Source organism: Pseudomonas sp. SH10-3B, assembly GCF_019891415.1.
Classification (GTDB): domain Bacteria; phylum Pseudomonadota; class Gammaproteobacteria; order Pseudomonadales; family Pseudomonadaceae; genus Aquipseudomonas.
Genome location: NZ_JAFLXD010000003.1, coordinates 1 through 18504 on the forward strand (window position 1 = coordinate 1; position 18504 = coordinate 18504).

An 18504-nucleotide genomic window follows, 5' to 3' on the forward strand; every position below is an offset into this window, starting at 1 on the left:
AAGGTTAAAATTTCACCCTAAGTCTTGAGTCTTGAATAAACAATTTCAGGCGAGCGTATTCCTGTGGCGAGCGGGCTTGTCCCGCGTTGGGCTGCGCAGCAGCCCCAAAACCAGGCGCAGAGGAGTACCTGATACACCGCATTCGTCTTCATCAGGGGCGCTTCGCACCCCAACGCGGGACAAGCCCGCTCGCCACAGAGGTCCCCGTTTGCTGCGCGACAGCGCTACGTCGAAGAGGTAGTGGGGACTCCCACATTAGGTTTGTGGTGTGGGTTATTGCGCGGCGGGCAACAGGAAGCGCGCAATCACCGGCAAATGGTTGGAAATACGCAATGTATCCTCCTGCCGCACCTTCGCCTCTACCCGCTTGATACGGGGGCTGTAGAACAGGTAATCGACGGTGCGATCCGGGCCATCGATGCTTGGGTCATTGGGAAAGTACGTCAGCCATTTCTCACGATCAATCCCGCTGGATTGGCTGTTGCTCGGGATCATCGGGTACTTGTCCCACAATAAATGCAGCTCGCTGTCCGGCGAATACTGCCCGCGCTTATCCGCATCCAAACGCAGGAACTGCCCCAGGGGCAGCAGGTTGAAATCGCCGCCGATCAGCCAGGGCGTGCCACGGCCTTCGAATTTATCCAGCAGCTTGACCGTGCTGATGACCTGTTCCTGCACCGCGCTGCGCCCCGGCGCGTCACCGTCCAGGCGTGTATTGAGCACGGCCAGTTGGCCGCCGTCGCTCAATGGCAGGTAGGTCAGCAGCAAGGCCGGCTTGGGCTGGAACTGACGGCTGATGATATTGGCCTCGGGTGCCGGCAATTGCAGGCGCTCGGCGTGTTCGATCTGGTAGCGGCTCAGGGTCGCCAGCTTGCGGCCCACGCTGCCGAAGATATGCCGGTCGGGTACGAAGTCGGCTTTCCAGTCGAAGGCCTGGGCGCTGCACGGGTAGAGGTCGACCAGGCGCTCCTGCAAAAGCGCTAGCTGGTCCTGGTAGTGGGAAGGCTTGGCGTTTTCGTCGAGTTCCTGCAACAGCAGGATGTCGGGTTGTTCGTCACGAATCACCCGCGCCACTTCGTCGAGGCTGACGGCCATGTCTTCGACGGTGGGGCGTTCGTCCGGGCCGCTGCCGTCGGCGGTGTCGTACCAGAACACGTAGTTCTTGCCGGCCAGGTATTGCACGTTCCAGGTCATGACCTTGAGCGCCTGCCCCGGCAACAGGGTTGGCGCACGGGGCGCGACACAGCTGACGGGCAGGGTTTCTTTGGCGGCGGGGCGCCAGGTCAGGCTGTAGATCAGGGCCGTCAGCAGGCCCGCAACTATCAGCAGGCCCAGCAGGGTGATGCGCAATAAACGGGTCATCGGCTCGGCTTATGGCGTTTCAGGAGTGGCGTGGAGCATATCACCGCGCGTCGGCATCGCCACCGATCAGCATGAATAAACGGAACAGCACCACGCTGGTGAACAGTTGCAGGAAGCTGTGGGCGCTGTCCATCACAAGCCCCAGAAGAGGCGCGGGATTGGGATACGCCGCCACACTGGCGCCCTTGAGCAGCCACAGGGGCGTCATGACACACAGCAGGCACACCAGGATTCGCCAGAAATGCCCACGGGTCAGGCGCAGACTTTCCTTCATTGCCTCCAGCGCCGGCATGCCGCGCAGCACCAGCAGGTACTCGGCGAACGCCAACACCACCATCAGCCACAGCCCAGGCAGGAAATACAGCGACAGGCCCAGCAGAATCAGCAAGGTGCTCATGGCGGTCAGCAGGGCGAAGCGCGGCCACAGGGTCAGCGCCATGGCCCAGATGTCCTTGGTGCGCGGCGACTCGCCACGGGTGCGGGCGTCAAGGAACAGGATCAACGCGCCGGTGTACAGCGGGTACACCAGCAAGCCCACCACCACGCTGTAGCCGGGGAAGGCATCCGGGCCGAGCGCATGGTCGAGCACCTGTTGCAGCAGGGCTTCGAGGATCACCAGCGGCAGGCACAGCTGGACGATGGCGCCCAGGTTGCCTCGGGTAAAACGGAAGGAGTCGCGCAATACGTCTAACGGATTCATCAGGTTCATCGCAGGCCTAAAAGCAAGGGCAACACTTTAACCGATCATGGCCAGCGGTAAGCAAACGTAAACCTTGAGTAAAGACCATTGAAACAACTGGTAACAGCCCCATAACTAGCACGCACCTGCCTGATTACAGGCAGGACCACGATTTCTACCGGCAATCTAACGAGGTCGCCATGAACAGCGAAGAGCAAACCCTGATCGATGGACTGTTTTCACGGTTGCAGCAAGCCGAAACGGACTCAGCCCCGCGCGATGCGCAAGCAGAAGCACGGATCAAGGAGCACATGACTCGCCAACCGGCCGCCGGGTACTACATGACCCAGTCGATCCTGGTGCAGGAACACGCGCTCAAGAGTCTCGACGCGCAGAACAAGCAACAGGCGCAGCAGATCCAGCAATTGCAGGATGAGTTGCAGCGGGCCAAGTCCGCACAACCGGCCCCGGCGAGCAGCGGTGGTTTCCTGTCGAGCATCTTTGGCGGCGGTTCCCGTGACCCGCAACCGGCCCAGAGCGCTCCGGCATCGTCGGGCGGTGGCTGGCGTGAACCGGCGCGGCCGTCCTTTGGCCAGCCAGCGCCGCAACAGAACTATCAACAGCCGCAGCAACCGGCCGCCGCCCCCATTGGCAGCGGATTCCTCGGTGGCGCGATGAAAACCGCCGCGGGCGTGGCCGGCGGTGTGTTGCTGGCCGAAGGCATCAGCAGCCTGTTCAGCCACAACTCGCAACAGCCGCAGGTCGTGGAAGAAATCATCCGCGAAGAGCCGGCGCCCGCCAGCGACAACGGCAACTGGGGCAACGATGACCAGAAGTTCGCCGGCAATGACAGCTGGGGCAGCGACAATGCCTCGGACAGCTTTGCCGATAGCGACTATTCCGACGATTCTTCCTCCTTCGGCGACGACGATTCCTTCGTCTGACACTCCCGGCCCGGGGCGCTGAGCCGCCCCGGTCTGATTTTTCCCGGAAACGTTCTCGCGGCTGGCATACTGGCACCCTTTCCGGGCCCTGGCGCCTGGCTGTCATGAGGAAGTGCGGTGAAGAAAATTGCAGTGTTCGCCGATGTACAAAACCTCTACTACACCGTCCGCCAGGCCTATGGCTGCCATTTCAACTACGCCGCGCTGTGGGCTGATATCAGCTCGCGTGGGCAGATCGTCGAGGCCTATGCGTATGCCATCGACCGCGGTGACAGCAAGCAGCAGCAGTTCCAGCAGATCCTGCGCAACCTGGGGTTCACGGTAAAACTCAAGCCGTATATCCAGCGCAGCGACGGCTCGGCCAAGGGCGACTGGGATGTGGGCATCACCATCGACATCATGGACGCCGCCGACCACGTCGACGAAATTGTGCTGGCCTCGGGTGACGGCGACTTCGACATGCTGCTCGACCGCATCATCCACAAGCACGGCGTCGAAGCCGTGGCCTACGGCGTACCGGGGCTGACGGCCAACTCACTGATACGTGCCGCCAGCCGCTACGTGCCGATCGAAGGCGCGTTGTTGCTTAAATAAGCGCTGCGGCTCAATAAATAAATGGATTAGACGGAGTTGGAACAGGTTTGGAACGTATAGCGGTCATCGACTTTGAAACCACCGGCATCACCCCGAGCAGCCACTGCCGGGCCACGGAAATCGCGGTGGTTATCCTCGAGCGTGGCCAGATCGTGGACCGCTACCAGAGCCTGATGAATGCAGGCGTGCGCGTGCCGGGCTTTATCGAGCAACTCACCGGCATCAGCAACGCCATGCTGCGCAGCGCCCCGCCGGCCGAGCGGGTGATGAACGAAGTCAACGAATTCGTCGGCACCACACCGCTGATGGCGCACAACGCCGCGTTCGACCAGAAGTTCTGGGACTTCGAACTCGGCCTGATCCGCCGCACCCGCCTGCAAAAATTCGCCTGCTCCCTGCTGCTGGCCCGCCGCCTGATGCCGGCTGCGCCCAACCACAAGCTCGGCACCCTCAACACCTACGCGAAACTGCCCCACACCGGCCAGGCTCACCGAGCGCTGGCGGATGCGGAAATGGCCGCCAACCTCACGGCGCACCTGGCCCAGGAACTGCGGCGTACCCACGGCTTGCGCGAACTGTCCCACGACCTGCTGTGCACCCTGCAGAAAGTGCCGGCGGCGAAGATCAATGAGCATCTTAAGAAGCATCGCGGGTTCTGACAGAACAACGCCCCTCCCACATTGGTTATCTGTCGTTCATCGAGGCTGCACACACTCCAACGCCCGATCCACCACCCCCTTCGCCATCTCCACCAAATGCATCACCGCCCGCTGCTGCAACGTTTGGCACCGTCCGGGTATTTGGCATTATTGGACAGGGCATTCCTTTCGTTGCTGCGGGGTTGGCTGTCTTTGATCTAATCAGTATTGGTAAGTGTGCCTATGAGGCAAGAAATGGAAGGTAGCCCGACTAGAGCCGAGATCAGCGAAAAGGTGATTCAGCTATTCGTCGATATCATCGGTTTCATCGACCGAAGTCAGGTCACGGAGCAAACGGACTTCATCCATGACTTCAAGATTATTGATGATGATTTGACCTGCTTTGTCATGCAGATCAAGTGGCAATTCAACTTGCAAGCGACCCAGGAAGATTGGGATCACATCACCACCCTTGAGCAAGTGGTCGATTTGATTGTTCAACGCTCACAACTGTGTTGAAGCAACTGACGTCATCGCGGGCAAGCCCTGATGCCAGTCAATTAAGGAGGAACACTGTAACTGTGGCGAGCGGGCTTGCCCCGCGTTGGGCTGCGCAGCAGCCCCAATAAGAGCACTGCAGTGTGCCAGACAGCTCCGGGGCTATGTTTTGGGGCTGCTTCGCAGCCCAACGCGGGGCAAGCCCGCTCGCCACAGGTGACGGGTTGCCCGTTCTGTCCCTTAACTAACTGGCATTAGGGCTTGCCCCTCCCACACTTGATTGCATTTCAGTCTTTGCCAATCAGTGCCCCGAAGCAGCCGGCCCCGCTTTTGCGGTAAACGGCGGCTTCGCCAGCCACACCAGCAACATCAACCCCATGAACATCCACCCCAGCAACGTGAAGTAATCCACGGTGGACATCATGTATGCCTGGCTGGTGAGGATCTGGTCCAGTTGCGCATAGGCCTTGTGCCCTGCCCCACCGAGCGCCTGCAGCGCGTCGCGGGTGGCCGAGTCATAGGCGGTCATGTTCTCGCTCATGTACGCATGGTGCTGGTCCGCCCGGCGAATCCAGATCCAGGTGGTCAGCGAGGCCGCAAAGCTGCCGCCCAGGGTCCGCAGAAAGGTCGCAAGACCGGCACCGTCGGCAATCTGGTGCGGTGGCAGGTCGGACATCAGGATGCTCAAGGTCGGCATGAAGAACAGCGCCACGCCAATCCCCATGAACAACTGCACCAAGGCGATGTGGGTGAAGTCCACCTCATTGGTGAAGCCCGCACGCATAAAGCAGCTCAAGCCAATCGCCAGGAACGCCAGGCCCGCCAGCAGGCGCAGGTCGAACTTGTGCGCGTACTTGCCCACAAACGGTGACATCAGCACCGGCAGGATGCCGATCGGCGCCACCGCCAGGCCGGCCCAGGTGGCGGTATAGCCCATCTGGGTTTGCAGCCATTGCGGCAGGATCAGGTTGATGCCGAAGAAGCCCGCGTACCCCAGGATCAACACAATCGTGCCGATGCGAAAGTTGCGGTAGGCAAACAACCGCAGGTTAACCACCGGATGTTTGTCGGTCATTTCCCAGATGATGAACACCGCCAGGGCAATCACCGAAATCGCCGCGCCCACAATGATGAAGTTGGATTCGAACCAGTCCAGGTCGTTGCCCTTGTCGAGGATGATCTGCAGGGCACCGACACCGACGATCAGGCTCAACAGCCCGACGTAATCCATCGGTTGGTAGCTGGTTTCCACCGGGCGTTTCTTGAGCTGCGAACGCACCACCATCACCGCAAAAATGCCAATGGGGACGTTGATAAAGAAGATCCACGGCCAGCTATAACTGTCAGTGATCCAGCCGCCGAGGATCGGCCCGGCAATCGGCGCCACCACCGTGACCATCGCCAATAACGCCAGGGCCATGCCGCGCCTCGCCGGCGGGTAAACCGCGATCAGCAGGGTCTGGGTCATCGGGTATAGCGGCCCGGCCACCAGGCCTTGCAGCACCCGAAAGCCGATCAGTTCGGGCATCGAAGTGGAAATACCGCAAAGAAACGAAGCCAGCACAAACAGAATGGTGGCCCACAAAAACAGCTTCACTTCGCCAAAACGCCGGCTCAACCAACCGGTCAGCGGCAACGCGATGGCGTTGCTCACCGCAAACGAGGTGATCACCCAGGTACCCTGCTCCGAACTCACGCCGAGGTTGCCGGAAATGGTCGGCAACGCCACGTTGGCGATGGTGGTGTCGAGCACCTGCATAAAGGTCGCCAGCGACAGGCCAATAGTGGCCATCAACAGGCTGGGCGGCGTGAAGGAGGCGTTATTGCTCATCAGCGTTGCACAGCCTTGGGCGCGGCGATGCTGTTGTCATGGATCAACTGGGTGATCATGGCGTCAGCCTCGGCCAATTGGCGGTCATACACGTTGGTGGTGAACGAAGCCTTCTGCGGCGCCTGTTGCGCCAGCACCGGGCCGCTCTGGTCATGCAGGTCAACATTGACGACGGTGCTCAAACCGACCCGCAGCGGGTGCTTGGCCAGCTCTTCGGCATTGATATGGATGCGTACCGGCACCCGTTGCACGATCTTGATCCAGTTACCGGTGGCGTTCTGCGCCGGCAGCAGGGCAAACGCACTGCCGGTACCGGCGCCGAGGCTATCCACGGTGCCGCTGTACTTCACATCGCTGCCATAGATGTCCGATTCGATGTCCACCGGCTGGCCAATGCGCATATCGCGCAGCTGGGTTTCCTTGAAGTTGGCGTCGATCCACAGCTGGTTCAGCGGAATCACCGCCATCAGCGCAGTACCCGGCTGTACACGCTGGCCCAGTTGCACGGTGCGCTTGGCCACGTAGCCGGTGACCGGTGCGATCAAGGTGCTGCGCGCATTGGCCAGGTAGGCCTGGCGCAGTTGCGCGGCGGCAGCCTGCACGTCCGGGTGGGACGAGATCACGGTGTCATCCACCAGCGCGTTGCTGGTCTTGAGTTGTTGCTCAAGGTTGGTCAGCGCGTTCTTGGCAGCGGTCAGGCTGTCACGGGCGTGGGACAGTTCTTCCTGGGAAATCGCGCCGCCCTGGGCCAGGGTCTTACGGCGGTTGAAGTTGTCCTGGGCGGTTTGCACATCGGCTTTCTGTGCGTTGACCTGGGCTTTCATGCCATCGACGTTGCTGTACAAGCCACGCACCTGACGCACGGTGCGGGCCAGGTTGGCCTGGGCACTTTGCAGGCCGACGGCGGCGTCGTTGGGGTCGAAGTTGATCAGCACCTGGCCTTCGTGGACCAGGTCGCCATCGTCGGCGCCGATGCTGACCACGGTGCCGGTGACCAGCGGGGTGATTTCCACCACGTTGCCATTCACGTAGGCGTCGTCGGTGCTCTCGTTGAAGCGCCCGTAGAATTCGTGCCAGGCCCATACGCCCACGACGCAGAGGATAACGATCAGTGCCAGGCCAATCAGCATGACTTTGCGTTTGCGTGGGTTGTTGTCTTTGGGTTGTTCTGTAGCGTTGGTGTTTTCGGCAGTGGCCATGACAAATACCTCAAATTATTCCGTGCGAGTGGCTGGGGTGGTCGATGCCACGTTGTCGGCGTTGTATCCGCCACCCAGGGCCTGCATCAATTGAATCGACAGATCGATCTGCGCGGCATTCAGGCTTGCCAGCTGGCGCTGGGCCTGCAGCAATTGCTGCTCGATGCTGAGCACATCCAGGTAGTTACCGATCCCTGAGCTGTAGCGCTGCATGCCGGTGTCGTAAGACTGCTGGGCAATGTCCGCAGCATGTTGCTGGGCCTGGATCTGCCGACCGGTTTCGCGCAGTTGCGAAAGGGTGTTGCCGATATCGCCCAAGGCTTGCACCAGGGTCTTGTTGTACTGGGCCACGGCCAGGTCGTAGTCGGCATCGCGAGCATCAAGGTCGGCGCGCAGGCGGCCGCCATCGAAGATCGGCAGCGAGATCGTCGGCGCAATATTGAAGAAGCGGCTGGCCGAGCCGAACATCGCATCCCCCAGCAACGACTCGGCCCCGGCGCTCGCGCTGAGGTTGAGGTTGGGGTAGAAGCGCGTCTTGCTGGCGGCAATGTCCTGACTGGCGGCCTCGACTCTCCAGCGCGCGGCGATCAGGTCCGGGCGGCGGCCCAGCAATTCGGCGGGCAACACCGAAGGCACGGCGACAGCGGCGGGCTTCAACACATTCGGGCGGGCCAGTTCGCTGCCACGGTCCGGACCTTTGCCGAGCAATACGGCAAGGGCGATCTTGGCGCTCTGCAATTGTTTTTCGGCATCGATCAATTGCGACTGGGAGCTGGCTTCCAGGCTTTCGGTTTGCTGGTACTGGTAATGGCTGTCGATGCCCGAGTCGAGGCGGCGCTTGCTCAGGTCGAGCATTTGCCGGGTGCGCTTGAGGTCATCGGTGGCCAGGTCACGCACGATATGCGCCTGGCCCAGGTCGCTATAAGCCTTGGCCACATTGGCAGCGAGGGTCAGGCGCGCGGCCTTTTGGTCGACTTCGGCGGCGCGGGCCTGGCCCAGCGCGGCTTCCCAGGCGGCGCGCTGGCCCCCCCAGAGGTCGAAGTTGTAATTGAAGCTGGCGCCGATATTGCGCACGGTCGAATAGGCATCGCCCTCGCCGCGCGGGTCCTGGTCCTTGGCCAGGCGTGAACGGCTCACGCCGGCACTGGCATCCAGGGTCGGCATGCGCGCGGCATTCGCGGCATACGCGGCGGCTTCGGCCTGATGGGCGCGAGCACTGGCGACTTGCATGTCGGGACTGTTTTGCAGGGCTTCCTGGATCAGGCCGTCGAGCTGCGGGTCGCCGAGGCTTTTCCACCAGTCGGCGCTGGGCCAGGCGGCACTCGACAGGGTCACCCCGCTCAGGGATTTACCGGTTTGCAGGGTGTTGGCGTCGAGGCGCTTGCCTTGGGTGTCGAGGCCGCTGAAATTGGCGCAACCGGCCATGCTCATGGCCACGAGCACCAGGCAAAGGACACGTGAGTTCATTCTTTACCTACCCGCTGCAGGGTGATGGGATCACCGGCAGCTATCAGAATTTTCTTGAGGATCCGTTCCAGGGTTTCCAGCTCGCCAGCCTCAAGTACGCCTGCCAACTGGTTCAACGCCTGGGCGCCTATGTGCGGCAGCATGTCTGCCAGGCGCTGGCCGTCGGCGGTCAGGACCAGTTGCACCTGGCGGCGATCCTGCTCGGAGCGTTTGCGGCCCAGCAGGCCTTTCTGCTCCAGCCGGTCGAGCATGCGGGTCATCGAACCGCTGTCCAGGGACAGGTTGCGGCACAGCTCCGCCGGGGTGTCGACGCCGAACTGGGCCATGATGATCAACACCTTGAACTGCGCGGCAGTGATACCGTGGGGTTCCATGTGGGTGTCGATGATGCGGTCCTTAAGGAGCGCCGCGCGGCCCAGCAACAGGCCGAGGTGGCAGTTGTGGAAGTTTTCGGGGGTGAAGTGAGACATCGGAAGTCACCTTATTACTGCCTAGGCAGTGAATGTATGACGAGATGTTACTGCCTAGGCAGCGAAAGTCAAATGGAATAATTAGCTTGCTTGCTAATGTGGGAGGTGGCTTGCCCCCGATAGCAGTCGTTCAGTCAACACATCAGTGACTGACCCAACGCTATCGGGGGCAAGCCACCTCCCACATTTTGTACTGCGAAAGGATCTAGAAATCGCGTTTGTAGAAGATGTCGAGGGAGCTGGCCACGCCACTCGCCACTTCCAGGTAGACCTTCTTGCTCAGCAGGTAGCGCAAGGCGATGGTGCTGGCCGGTTCGAACACGCCTACCCCGTAACGCAGGCTGAGTTTCTCGGTGATCTTGCCGCTGGCCACCACCGCCGTGTTGTTGCCGCTGCCCTGGGTGTCGAGGTCGAAGTCGCGGATACCCAGCTTGTTGGCCAGATCCGACGTCACCCCGGCGCTGCCCATCAGGCCCAGGCCGAGGGCCGCCTGGGCGAGCATGTTGTTGTCTTCGCCGGTGGTGCTCAGTGGGCGCCCCAGTACCAGGTAGGACAGCGCCTGCTCCTGGCTCATGGCCGGTTCCGAGAAGATCTGCGTGGTGGGCTGCTCGGCGCTGCCGCTGAGGCGGATGCCGGCGACGACGTTATCGGTCTTGCGGATCGCTTCAATATCCAGGTAGGGCTGATCGAGCGGCCCGGCGAACAGCAGGCGTGCGCGGCGCACATCGAGCCGCTGGCCGTAGGCACGGTAGCGGCCGTCGTTGAGCCACAGTTCGCCACGGGTATCCAGGTTGTCGCCGATGTGCACATGCCCCTGCACCTTGGCGGTCAGGCCGAACCCCGAGAAGTTGAGCTGGTCTTCACCCACCGCCACGTCGATATCCATGGCCATGGCCATCGGCGGCTTGCCCTCTTCGGTCTGGCTGCCAACGATCACTGTGTCATCCGAGACCTTGACGGTGGAGGGCGGCAGTTCCCGCACAGTGATATCACCACGCGGGATGCGCACTTTGCCGGCAATTGCCAGTTTGTCGTGCTTCAGGCTGATCTTCAGGTCGGGGGCCACTTCGAGCACCGCGTAGGGCTCCACCGTGACCGGCAGCTGCGAACCTTGCAGGTTGAGGTCCACCACCAGGGCCTGCCCCCAATCGATCTGGCCCTTGAGGCTGCCCTGCCCGGCCTTGCCACTGCGCCATGCGCCATTGAGCTGCACGCTCTCACCGGCAATCAACGCCTGCACGTTCAGGCCTTCAAGGCTGATGGGCAGTTCCGGCCCGGAGACTTCGCCGCCCACCAGGTTCACGTTGCCGTTGACCTGCGGCGCCAGCAGGCCACCGGAGATGCGGCCACTGCCGTTGAGCTTGCCGTTGAGTTTCTCCACCATCGGCACAAATGGCCGCGCCACTGCGAGATCAAGGCCGGTGAGGCTGAAATTGCCGCTGATCGGCTTGTTTTTTGGCAGCGGGTTGATCTGCGCCTGCACCAGCAACTCGCCGAGCTTGCCGCCACGGAAGTTCAGCTGGGTATCGATACGCTTGGGGTTGAGGGTGGTTTCCAGCTTCAGGGTGTCGTAGGGAAAGTCCAGCCACTGGTCCTTGTCCTTGACGCGCAAGGTACCGCCGCTGGCATCCACCGCGACCACGCCTTTGGGGCCGCTGTCGGGCAAGTCCAGTTGTATGTCGGCGTTGAGCTTGCCCTGCCAGGCGAAGTCCTTGGGCAAAAACGCCGCGAGGCTGTCGATGGGGAATTGCTTGAGGTGGTAGCGCAATTTCGGTTCGGGCATCAGGCGCTGGTCTTCACCGCACAGGCTGGCAGCCCCGGACACCCAGCAGTGGGCCGCAAAAGTCAGCTTGCCGTCGGCCATGCGCTCGATTTTTGCCGGCGCTTGCAGCTTCCAGTCCTGGCCTCCGGCCTGCACATCACCACTGGCCAGGCGCCCGCGCCAGTTGCCTTTGTCGAGGTTGCCGTCCAAGGCCAGGGCCAGCTCGACCAAGGGGCCGGCCAGGTCGAGTTGAACCTTCTGGTTCCTGATGTCGCCCTGGGCGCTGGCGGTGAGCGTGCCGACCTGGGTGTCGCCGCTTTGAATGCCGCTGCTCTTGAGGTCGATTTTCGCGCGCTGGGCACTGTCCAGGGTCGCGTCCAGGCTAAGGCTTTGCAGGCGATTATCGGCGAATGCCAGTTGCTGGCCCTTAAGGTCGAGTTTGCCTTGGGGCGCCTTGAGGCTGCCGGCCACGTCGAGCCGACCATTCACCTGACCACGCAACTGCGGCCACAGCTGGGCCAGACGTGCCAGCTTGATATCGATCTGCCCGGCCAGGCGTTGCTGCAGACTGCCGCTGCCGTTGATGCGGTTATCGCCCAGGCGGATATCCAGGTTGGCCAGGGTCCATTGCTCGCCCGCGCCTTCGGCCTTGGCCGCCAGCACCGCAGTTTGCCCGCGCAGGCGGCCCTTGAGGTCGAGATCGGCGTTGAGTTTGAGCTGTTCGTTTTTGAACTCACCTTGGCTGCGCAAGGGGCCGGCCAGCGTGCCCGGCAACTCCGCCACCCAGTACGCCGGGTTCAGCGCCGACAGGTCCAACGCGGTATTCCAGGCAATGCCATCGGCGAACTTCAGGTTCAGATGGCCTTCGGCCTTGCCTTGGCCAGCGGTCAGTTTCAGTTCCGGCAGGAAGACTTGCGTAAGGTCGCCACTGAACGGCGTGACCACATTGAATTTGCCGGCCGGGCCGTCGAGGTCGGCCTTGAGGTTGCCAAGGTAATTGCCGTCTTTGTAGGAGACCTCGCCGTTGAAGGTGCGCAACACCACCTGTGGCTCGTCGATCACCGGATAGAGGCGATGCCAGGGGAAGTCCAGCCAGTCGATCTTGGCCTCGGCGCTGAAGCCTTGTTGCCAGTCCAACTGGGCCGTGAGTTTGAGGCTTTGGTTGGCATCGCCATGCAGATCGAGGTTGTCGATCTGCGCACCCTTGGCGTCGACTTTGCCTTTGAGCAACAACGCCACAGGGCTTTTTTGCGCAGGGAGTACGGCTTTGCCCGACAGCAGGTAACCGCTGCTGAGGTCACCCTTGGCCAGTAGCACCAATTCATTGAGTTGCAGCGTGTCCGGCAAGTCGGCGTCGGGTTTGAAGGCGTCGGACGTTACCAGCACCTGTGCGGGCAGGTTTTGTGCCAGTGGCTGCAACTCGGCAAGCAGTTTCCCAGGCAGGTAACCGCTGCTTTCACCATTGAGCGTGAGGGTCTTGAGCAAGTCGCCCTCGACCTTGAGCGCCACCGTCCACGGCGCGCCGCCCGGCGCGTAAGGCAGGCTCAGGTTGCCGCTGGCGGTCAGCGGCCAGTCGCCGCTGGGTTGCAACTGGCCGTTCAGGTCCAGCACCAGGCCGTCCCGTTGCAGGTGCACCGCGTCAATCTGCAGGCCGGCGGCGGTCCAGTGCGCGGCCAGTTGCAGGCCCTTGAGTTGTTCGCTGCCGTTAAACAGCAGGCTGCCGACACGAACGTCGCCCAACTGAATGGAAACGGGCAACTTCAGATCCGGCAGTTGAATCGGCCCCTCGCTCTCTTCAGTGCTCGGCGCAAAGTCCAGGCTGACTTGCTCCACGTCCAAGCGATTGATGCACAGGGTAATGCGCAGCAGACACGCCGGTGACCAGTCAAGCGTCGGCGCATTGAGTTCGACGCGACTGCCGTCTTGCGCCCACAGCAGATGATCGGCGCTCCACTGGCCGCCCAAGCGGCCGTGGAAATTCTCCACGCTCAACCCCGGTACACGCTCCACGGCCCAGCGACTGCCCGCTTGGGTACCGAGTACTGCCCACAGTGCCAGTAACAACACGACGAGGACGGCCACCAGAGCCACCCCCGCTATTTTCAAACCACGCATCACAGCTCAGGCCCCATGGAAAAGTGCAATCGAACGCCGCCCGGATCTTCCAGGGCATGGGCCAGGTCCAGGCGGATCGGCCCGACCGGCGAGACCCAGCGAATGCCGACGCCGACGCCGGTCTTCAGGCTGGGCAAGTCCAGGGTGTTGAAGGAGTTGCCCTGGTCGATAAAGGTTGCGACCCGCCATTTTTCGGCGATGGAGTATTGATACTCGGCGCTCAGGGCCACCATATAGCGGCCACCGACACGGTCGCCCCGGTCGTTCTCCGGCGACAGCGTCTGGTACTCGTAACCGCGCACGCTCTGGTCGCCACCGGCGAAGAAGCGCAGTGAGGGTGGCACCGACTTATAGCCGTTGGTGGCACTGCCGCCGACCTGCGCCCGCGCCAGGAAGCGGTGGTTGTCCCACAGGGTGGTCAGGCCTTTGACCATGGCCGTGCCGTAAAGCAGGTTGGTGTCGGAGCCCAACCCTTCCTTGGCGACCTTGCTGTCGAATTGCAGGCGGTAGCCGTGGTGGGGGTCGATGCGGTTATCGCTGCGCAGGTAGGAATAACTGATCCCCGGCATCACCAGATTACTGAGGCCCGAGTCATTGCCCAGGCGATATTCTTCGCGCTGGTACTTGAGCGAGATCACCCGTGTCCAACCGCTGGGCAACTTGCTGTGCCACTCGGGGCCTAAGGTGAGCAATTTACTCAAGGTGTCGGTGTTGGCGATTTCTTCGTTCTGGTAGCCGCCGGCGAAGCGGAATTTATCGGTGAGCGGCGGGTCCAGCGGAATGTCGTACCACAGGCCGACGTTCTGCCGTGGCGCCGACAGCTCCGCTTCCCAGCCGTAGCTGTGGCCCTGGGGGTTGACCCAGTGGCGGGTCCAGTTGGCCTTGCCGCGCGGGCCGACGTCGGTGGAGAAACCCAGGCCCAGGCCCATGGTGCGGGGCTTGCGGGTCTCCAGGTTGACGGCCACCGGAATCACATCATTGGCCGATGCGGCTGGGGCGGCGTCCACGCGCACGCCCTCGAAAAACCCGCTGGCCTGCAGGTTCTGGTTGAGTTCGGCGATCAGTTCGGAATCGTAGGGGGCTCCGCTTTTAAACGGCACCATGCGTTGCAGCAGTTCGTCGTCAAACGGCGTATCGCCGGCAAAGCTGACCTTGCCCAAGGTGTAGCGCGGGCCGCTGTCATAGATGAGTTCGATATCGGCGACGCCGGCCTGCGGGTCTACCGAGAGTTTCTGGCGGGTGAAGCGCCCGCTGAAAAAGCCGTAGCGCGAGGACTGGTTCTGGATAAGACGCTTGGCGTCTTCGTAATGGCCGTGGTTGAGCACGGCACCGGATTTGAGGTCGTCGCTGGCGGGCACGCGAAAGACCTTGAGGTCCGCGGCAGGGCCGTCGACCCGAATGGTCACGTTGCGCAAATGCACCGGTTCGCCGGGGTCGATGGTGAGGATCAGCCTCGGGTTCTTGCCGCCCTTCACATCGCTTTCGATCCGGGGCTGATAGAAACCCAGCGCCTGGGCGGCTTTGCGCGCCTGCTCTTCGGCACCACGGCTGAACCGCAGCAAGGCCTCTTCATCACGATCGCCAACCCCGCCGATATAGCCTTCGATGTTGGCTTTCAACGCGTCGTTTGAAGGCTTGATCCGCACGTCCAATTCGCTTTGCGCAAATGCGCCGCAGCTTGTGAACAGCAGAACCAAGCCGCTGGTAAATCTTCCTGGAAACTTCATAGGCGCGGATGCTACACGAGCTGGGGAGAAACTTAGAACTCAGACGATTCTGAAAAATTCTGCGCTAAGCCGTTGCAGCCTGTAACACCTGCGGATTGGGGTGGAAAAAAACGTGCTCCAGAATAGGTCCTACGGCCACTTCGCCGATTTCCTCGTAACCCTGGCGCTTATAGAACTCCAGATAGCGCGAATTCCCCGTGTCCAACACCACACCGGACGAGTGCGGGTCTTCCGCGCACCAGTTGTGCACCGCTTCCAGCAGCTGTTCACCGTAGTGTTTGCCCTGGAATTGCGGGTGAATGCCCATCAGCGGCAACACATGCACCGACTCGTTGGGCAAGCACGCCATCACCGCATAGTGGTAGTCCAGGTAGCGCCGGGTACCGCGCACGCCGGTGCTCAGCCACATGCGCAATTGCCAGGCCCAGCTTTCGGTAATCCCCAGGCGCCGCTGCGGCGGCGCGATCAACGCGATGCCGATCAGGCGGTCATTGACGAACAGGCCAATCGCCGGAAGTTTCTGGAAGAAATGCTGCTTGACCAGTTCACGCACGGTGGCGCGTACCCGCTGTTCATAGCCGGCGCGTTCTGCTTCAAAGATGTAGGCAAACGTCGGCTCATGCCGATAGGCCTGGTACAGCAGGGAGCGGGCTTCGCGGGAATAGCCGCTGTTGAGCAGGCGAACTTCGCCAATGGCAGTGTCAGTCATACAGTCAATCTCCCTGGGCGCCACTCAATAGATGGCGTTCTTATGGGTACGAACCTACGCAGCACCAGTCGTTCCCAGACATTAGCAGTGCATCTGCCCTACCGCCACGCTGGCCCCCGTCCGACTTGTCCGCTAGCATCGCCCTTTTGCCAGACTGGACCGCCGACCATGAAAATCGTCTCCTTCAATATCAACGGGCTGCGCGCCCGCCCTCATCAGCTGGCGGCACTGATTGAAAAACACCAACCCGACGTAATCGGCCTGCAGGAAACCAAGGTCCACGACGACCAGTTCCCCCTGGCCGAAGTGCAGGCACTGGGCTATCACGTGTACTACCACGGGCAAAAAGGCCACTACGGCGTGGCACTGCTCTCGCGCAAAGAAGCGTTGAGCGTGCACAAGGGCTTTGCCAGTGATGAAGAAGACGCCCAGCGCCGCTTTATCTGGGGCACCTTCGCTGATGAAAACGGCCAGCCGATCACCATCATGAACGGCTATTTCCCACAGGGTGAAAGCCGCGACCACCCGACCAAGTTCCCGGCCAAGGAGCGCTTCTACGCAGATTTGCAGCACCTGCTGGAAAGCCAGTTCAGCAACGACCAGGCCCTGGTGGTGATGGGCGACGTAAATATTTCCCCGGAAGACTGCGACATCGGCATCGGTGCCGACAACGCCAAGCGCTGGCTGAAAACCGGCAAGTGCAGCTTTCTGCCTGAAGAGCGCGAGTGGATGGCGCGCCTGAAGAACTGGGGCCTGGTGGACAGCTTCCGCCACCTGAACCCCGAGGTGGCCGACCGTTTCAGCTGGTTCGACTACCGCAGCCGCGGGTTCGAGGATGAGCCCAAGCGTGGGCTGCGCATTGACGTGATCATGGCCTCCAATGGCTTGTTGGCGCGGGTCAAGGATGCGGGGGTGGATTACGACCTGCGGGGTTTGGAGAAACCGTCGGACCATGCGCCGATCTGGCTGGAATTGAGCTGATCCCGCTGACTGTACTCGGATCAAATGTGGGAGGGGGCTTGCCCCCCGATCGCGGTGTATCAGTAACAGATAAGCTGACTGTCACACCGCCCCTCACACAGATTTGATCATTTGAGTAACCGTCACATTATTGAAATCCAACTGACTTAATCTCGCGGCACTCCCTTTGGCTTGAGAAGGTGCCGGCATGATGCTGCGCGTGCTGTTCCTGTTGTGTAGCGCGTTTTCCCTCTCCGTCGTGGCTGCCCCCCTACCCGTTCCCGATCAAGGCCCGGCTTTGCGCATCCAGGGTTCCAACACCATTGGCGCGGCGTTGGGGCCGGCGTTGGTCAAGGGGTTGATGGAGCACCAAGGCCTGCAGGCGGTGCACGTTGAACCGGCCGAGGGCGCCAATGAACAGCGCGTGGTCGGCAAGACGCGCCAGGGCAAGACGGTGACCGTCGAGGTGGCGGCCCATGGTTCCAGCACCGGGTTTGCGGCGTTGAAAAAATCCACTGCCGACCTCGCCGCCTCGTCGCGCCCAATCAAGGACAGCGAACTGGTGGACCTCGAACCGCTCGGTGACCTGAAAAGCAGGGAGGCCGAACAGGTGATCGCCATCGACGGCCTGGCCATTATCCTCAACCCGCACAACCCCCTGAATACGTTGAATACCGAGCAACTGGCGCAGATTTTCAACGGTGAAGTCAGCACCTGGGAGGCATTGGGCGGCATCGGCGGCGCCATTCACCTGTACGCGCGGGATGACCAATCCGGCACCTATGACACCTTCAAGGAACTGGTGCTGCGCCTGCGCGGCAAGCCCCTGGCCGCGTCCGCCAAGCGTTTCGAGTCCAGCGAAGCGTTGTCCGATGCGGTGAGCCAGGATCCTCAGGGCATCGGCTTTATCGGCTTGCCTTACGTGCGCCAGGCCAAGGCGGTGGCGATTGTCGATGGCGACTCGCAACCGATGCTGCCATTGAACAGCCTGATTGCCACCGAGGATTACCCGCTGTCACGCCGGCTGTTCTTCTACCTGCCGCCGTCCTCCAGCAACCCGTGGGCCAAGGCGCTGGTGGACTTTGCCCAGAGCAGCAAAGGCCAGGCGATTGTGGCGGCCAATGGGTTTATTGCGCAGCAGGTGCAGGCGATCGCGGTGGAGCCACGCTCGTCAATGCCCGAGGACTATCAAGCCATCGCCCGTGACGCCCAGCGTTTAACCGTGAACTTTCGTTTCGAAGAAGGCAGCGCCAGCCTCGACAACAAGGCGCGCCAGGACTTGCAGCGGGTGGTGGCGTATCTGAACGGCCACGCCAAGCTGGATAAGCAGGTAACGCTGGTGGGCTTTGGTGATGCCAAGAATGACCCGCAACGCGCCGCGTTGCTGTCGAAATTGCGGGCGATGGCGGTGCGTCGGGAGTTGGTGAAGAGCGGCGTGGTGCTGCGCGATATTCGCGGCTTCGGCGCACAGATGCCGGTGGCGGCGAATACGGCGGATGAGGGGCGGATCAAGAATCGGCGGGTGGAGGTGTGGGTGTACTGAGGGCTG

15 protein-coding genes and 1 pseudogene are annotated in these 18504 nt (G+C 61.7%); 6 read left to right on the forward strand and 10 right to left on the reverse strand.

Translation table 11 applies throughout. The annotated features are described in order from the left end of the window. Window positions 1–273: 273 nt before the first annotated feature. Together J1G35_RS03115 and J1G35_RS03120 are read right to left on the reverse strand one after the other, a co-directional pair. Window positions 274–1362 carry an endonuclease/exonuclease/phosphatase family protein gene (locus J1G35_RS03115; protein WP_053138045.1) on the reverse strand — a complete coding sequence of 363 codons (1089 nt, stop codon included), beginning with the start codon at window positions 1360–1362 and terminating at the stop codon, window positions 274–276. Between the two features lie 40 nt (window positions 1363–1402). Continuing rightward, window positions 1403–2062 (reverse strand): YciC family protein, encoded by a 660-nt coding sequence (locus tag J1G35_RS03120; RefSeq protein ID WP_223013460.1) that lies wholly within the window; start codon window positions 2060–2062, stop codon window positions 1403–1405. Window positions 2063–2241: 179 nt separating this feature from the next. Here J1G35_RS03120 and J1G35_RS03125 point away from each other — a divergent pair, with 179 nt between their 5' ends. The 3 genes from J1G35_RS03125 (at window position 2242) to J1G35_RS03135 (ending at window position 4238) form a co-directional block, all read left to right on the forward strand. Beyond that, window positions 2242–2985, forward strand: coding sequence for a DUF2076 domain-containing protein (locus tag J1G35_RS03125; protein WP_223013462.1), 744 nt, complete (start codon window positions 2242–2244; stop codon window positions 2983–2985). Window positions 2986–3102: 117 nt separating this feature from the next. Then, window positions 3103–3579 (forward strand): NYN domain-containing protein, encoded by a 477-nt coding sequence (locus tag J1G35_RS03130; protein ID WP_024077544.1) that lies wholly within the window; start codon window positions 3103–3105, stop codon window positions 3577–3579. 47 nt (window positions 3580–3626) lie between these two features. Further along, window positions 3627–4238 carry a 3'-5' exonuclease gene (locus J1G35_RS03135; RefSeq protein ID WP_053138038.1) on the forward strand — a complete coding sequence of 204 codons (612 nt, stop codon included), beginning with the start codon at window positions 3627–3629 and terminating at the stop codon, window positions 4236–4238. Window positions 4239–4274: 36 nt separating this feature from the next. Here the strand turns inward: J1G35_RS03135 and J1G35_RS30825 are convergent. Further along, window positions 4275–4352, reverse strand: a pseudogene (locus tag J1G35_RS30825) (DUF3077 domain-containing protein); the annotation flags it as partial. Window positions 4353–4472: 120 nt separating this feature from the next. On the opposite strand from J1G35_RS30825, the gene J1G35_RS03140 reads away from it, so the two are divergent. Then, on the forward strand, window positions 4473–4736 hold the full coding sequence (locus tag J1G35_RS03140; protein WP_053138035.1) for an acyl carrier protein: 264 nt from the start codon (window positions 4473–4475) through the stop codon (window positions 4734–4736). 280 nt (window positions 4737–5016) lie between these two features. Here J1G35_RS03140 and J1G35_RS03145 read toward each other — a convergent pair whose 3' ends face one another. The 7 genes from J1G35_RS03145 to J1G35_RS03175 all read right to left on the reverse strand — a co-directional run bounded on the left by J1G35_RS03145 (window position 5017) and on the right by J1G35_RS03175 (window position 15995). After that, window positions 5017–6546, reverse strand: coding sequence for a DHA2 family efflux MFS transporter permease subunit (locus J1G35_RS03145; protein WP_053138343.1), 1530 nt, complete (start codon window positions 6544–6546; stop codon window positions 5017–5019). Continuing rightward, the gene (locus J1G35_RS03150; RefSeq protein WP_223013464.1) at window positions 6546–7745 is read right to left on the reverse strand and encodes an HlyD family efflux transporter periplasmic adaptor subunit; all 1200 of its coding nucleotides are present in this window, start codon (window positions 7743–7745) and stop codon (window positions 6546–6548) included. Before J1G35_RS03150 ends, J1G35_RS03145 begins: the two co-directional genes overlap by 1 nt. A 15-nt stretch (window positions 7746–7760) precedes the next feature. Then, entirely contained in the window at window positions 7761–9212 is a 1452-nt protein-coding gene (locus J1G35_RS03155) for an efflux transporter outer membrane subunit (protein ID WP_223013466.1), read from the reverse strand. Then, a complete protein-coding gene (locus tag J1G35_RS03160; protein ID WP_053138352.1) occupies window positions 9209–9682 on the reverse strand; it encodes a MarR family transcriptional regulator in 474 nt (157 codons plus the stop codon). The genes J1G35_RS03155 and J1G35_RS03160 overlap by 4 nt, the downstream gene beginning before the upstream one ends. Before the next feature lie 205 nt (window positions 9683–9887). After that, window positions 9888–13559, reverse strand: a complete 3672-nt coding sequence (locus tag J1G35_RS03165) for a translocation/assembly module TamB domain-containing protein (RefSeq protein ID WP_223013468.1) — start codon at window positions 13557–13559, stop codon at window positions 9888–9890. Further along, window positions 13559–15286, reverse strand: a complete 1728-nt coding sequence (locus tag J1G35_RS03170) for an autotransporter assembly complex family protein (RefSeq protein WP_223013470.1) — start codon at window positions 15284–15286, stop codon at window positions 13559–13561. The genes J1G35_RS03165 and J1G35_RS03170 overlap by 1 nt, the downstream gene beginning before the upstream one ends. Window positions 15287–15350: 64 nt before the next feature. After that, window positions 15351–15995 carry a GNAT family N-acetyltransferase gene (locus J1G35_RS03175; protein WP_223013472.1) on the reverse strand — a complete coding sequence of 215 codons (645 nt, stop codon included), beginning with the start codon at window positions 15993–15995 and terminating at the stop codon, window positions 15351–15353. A 168-nt stretch (window positions 15996–16163) separates the two neighbouring features. Here J1G35_RS03175 and xthA point away from each other — a divergent pair, with 168 nt between their 5' ends. Both xthA and J1G35_RS03185 read left to right on the forward strand, forming a co-directional pair. Next, a complete protein-coding gene (xthA, locus tag J1G35_RS03180) occupies window positions 16164–16976 on the forward strand; it encodes an exodeoxyribonuclease III (RefSeq protein WP_223013473.1) in 813 nt (270 codons plus the stop codon). A gap of 187 nt (window positions 16977–17163) precedes the next feature. Further along, complete coding sequence (locus tag J1G35_RS03185) at window positions 17164–18498, forward strand: phosphate ABC transporter substrate-binding/OmpA family protein (protein WP_223013475.1); 1335 nt, start codon at window positions 17164–17166, stop codon at window positions 18496–18498. Window positions 18499–18504: the final 6 nt, after the last annotated feature.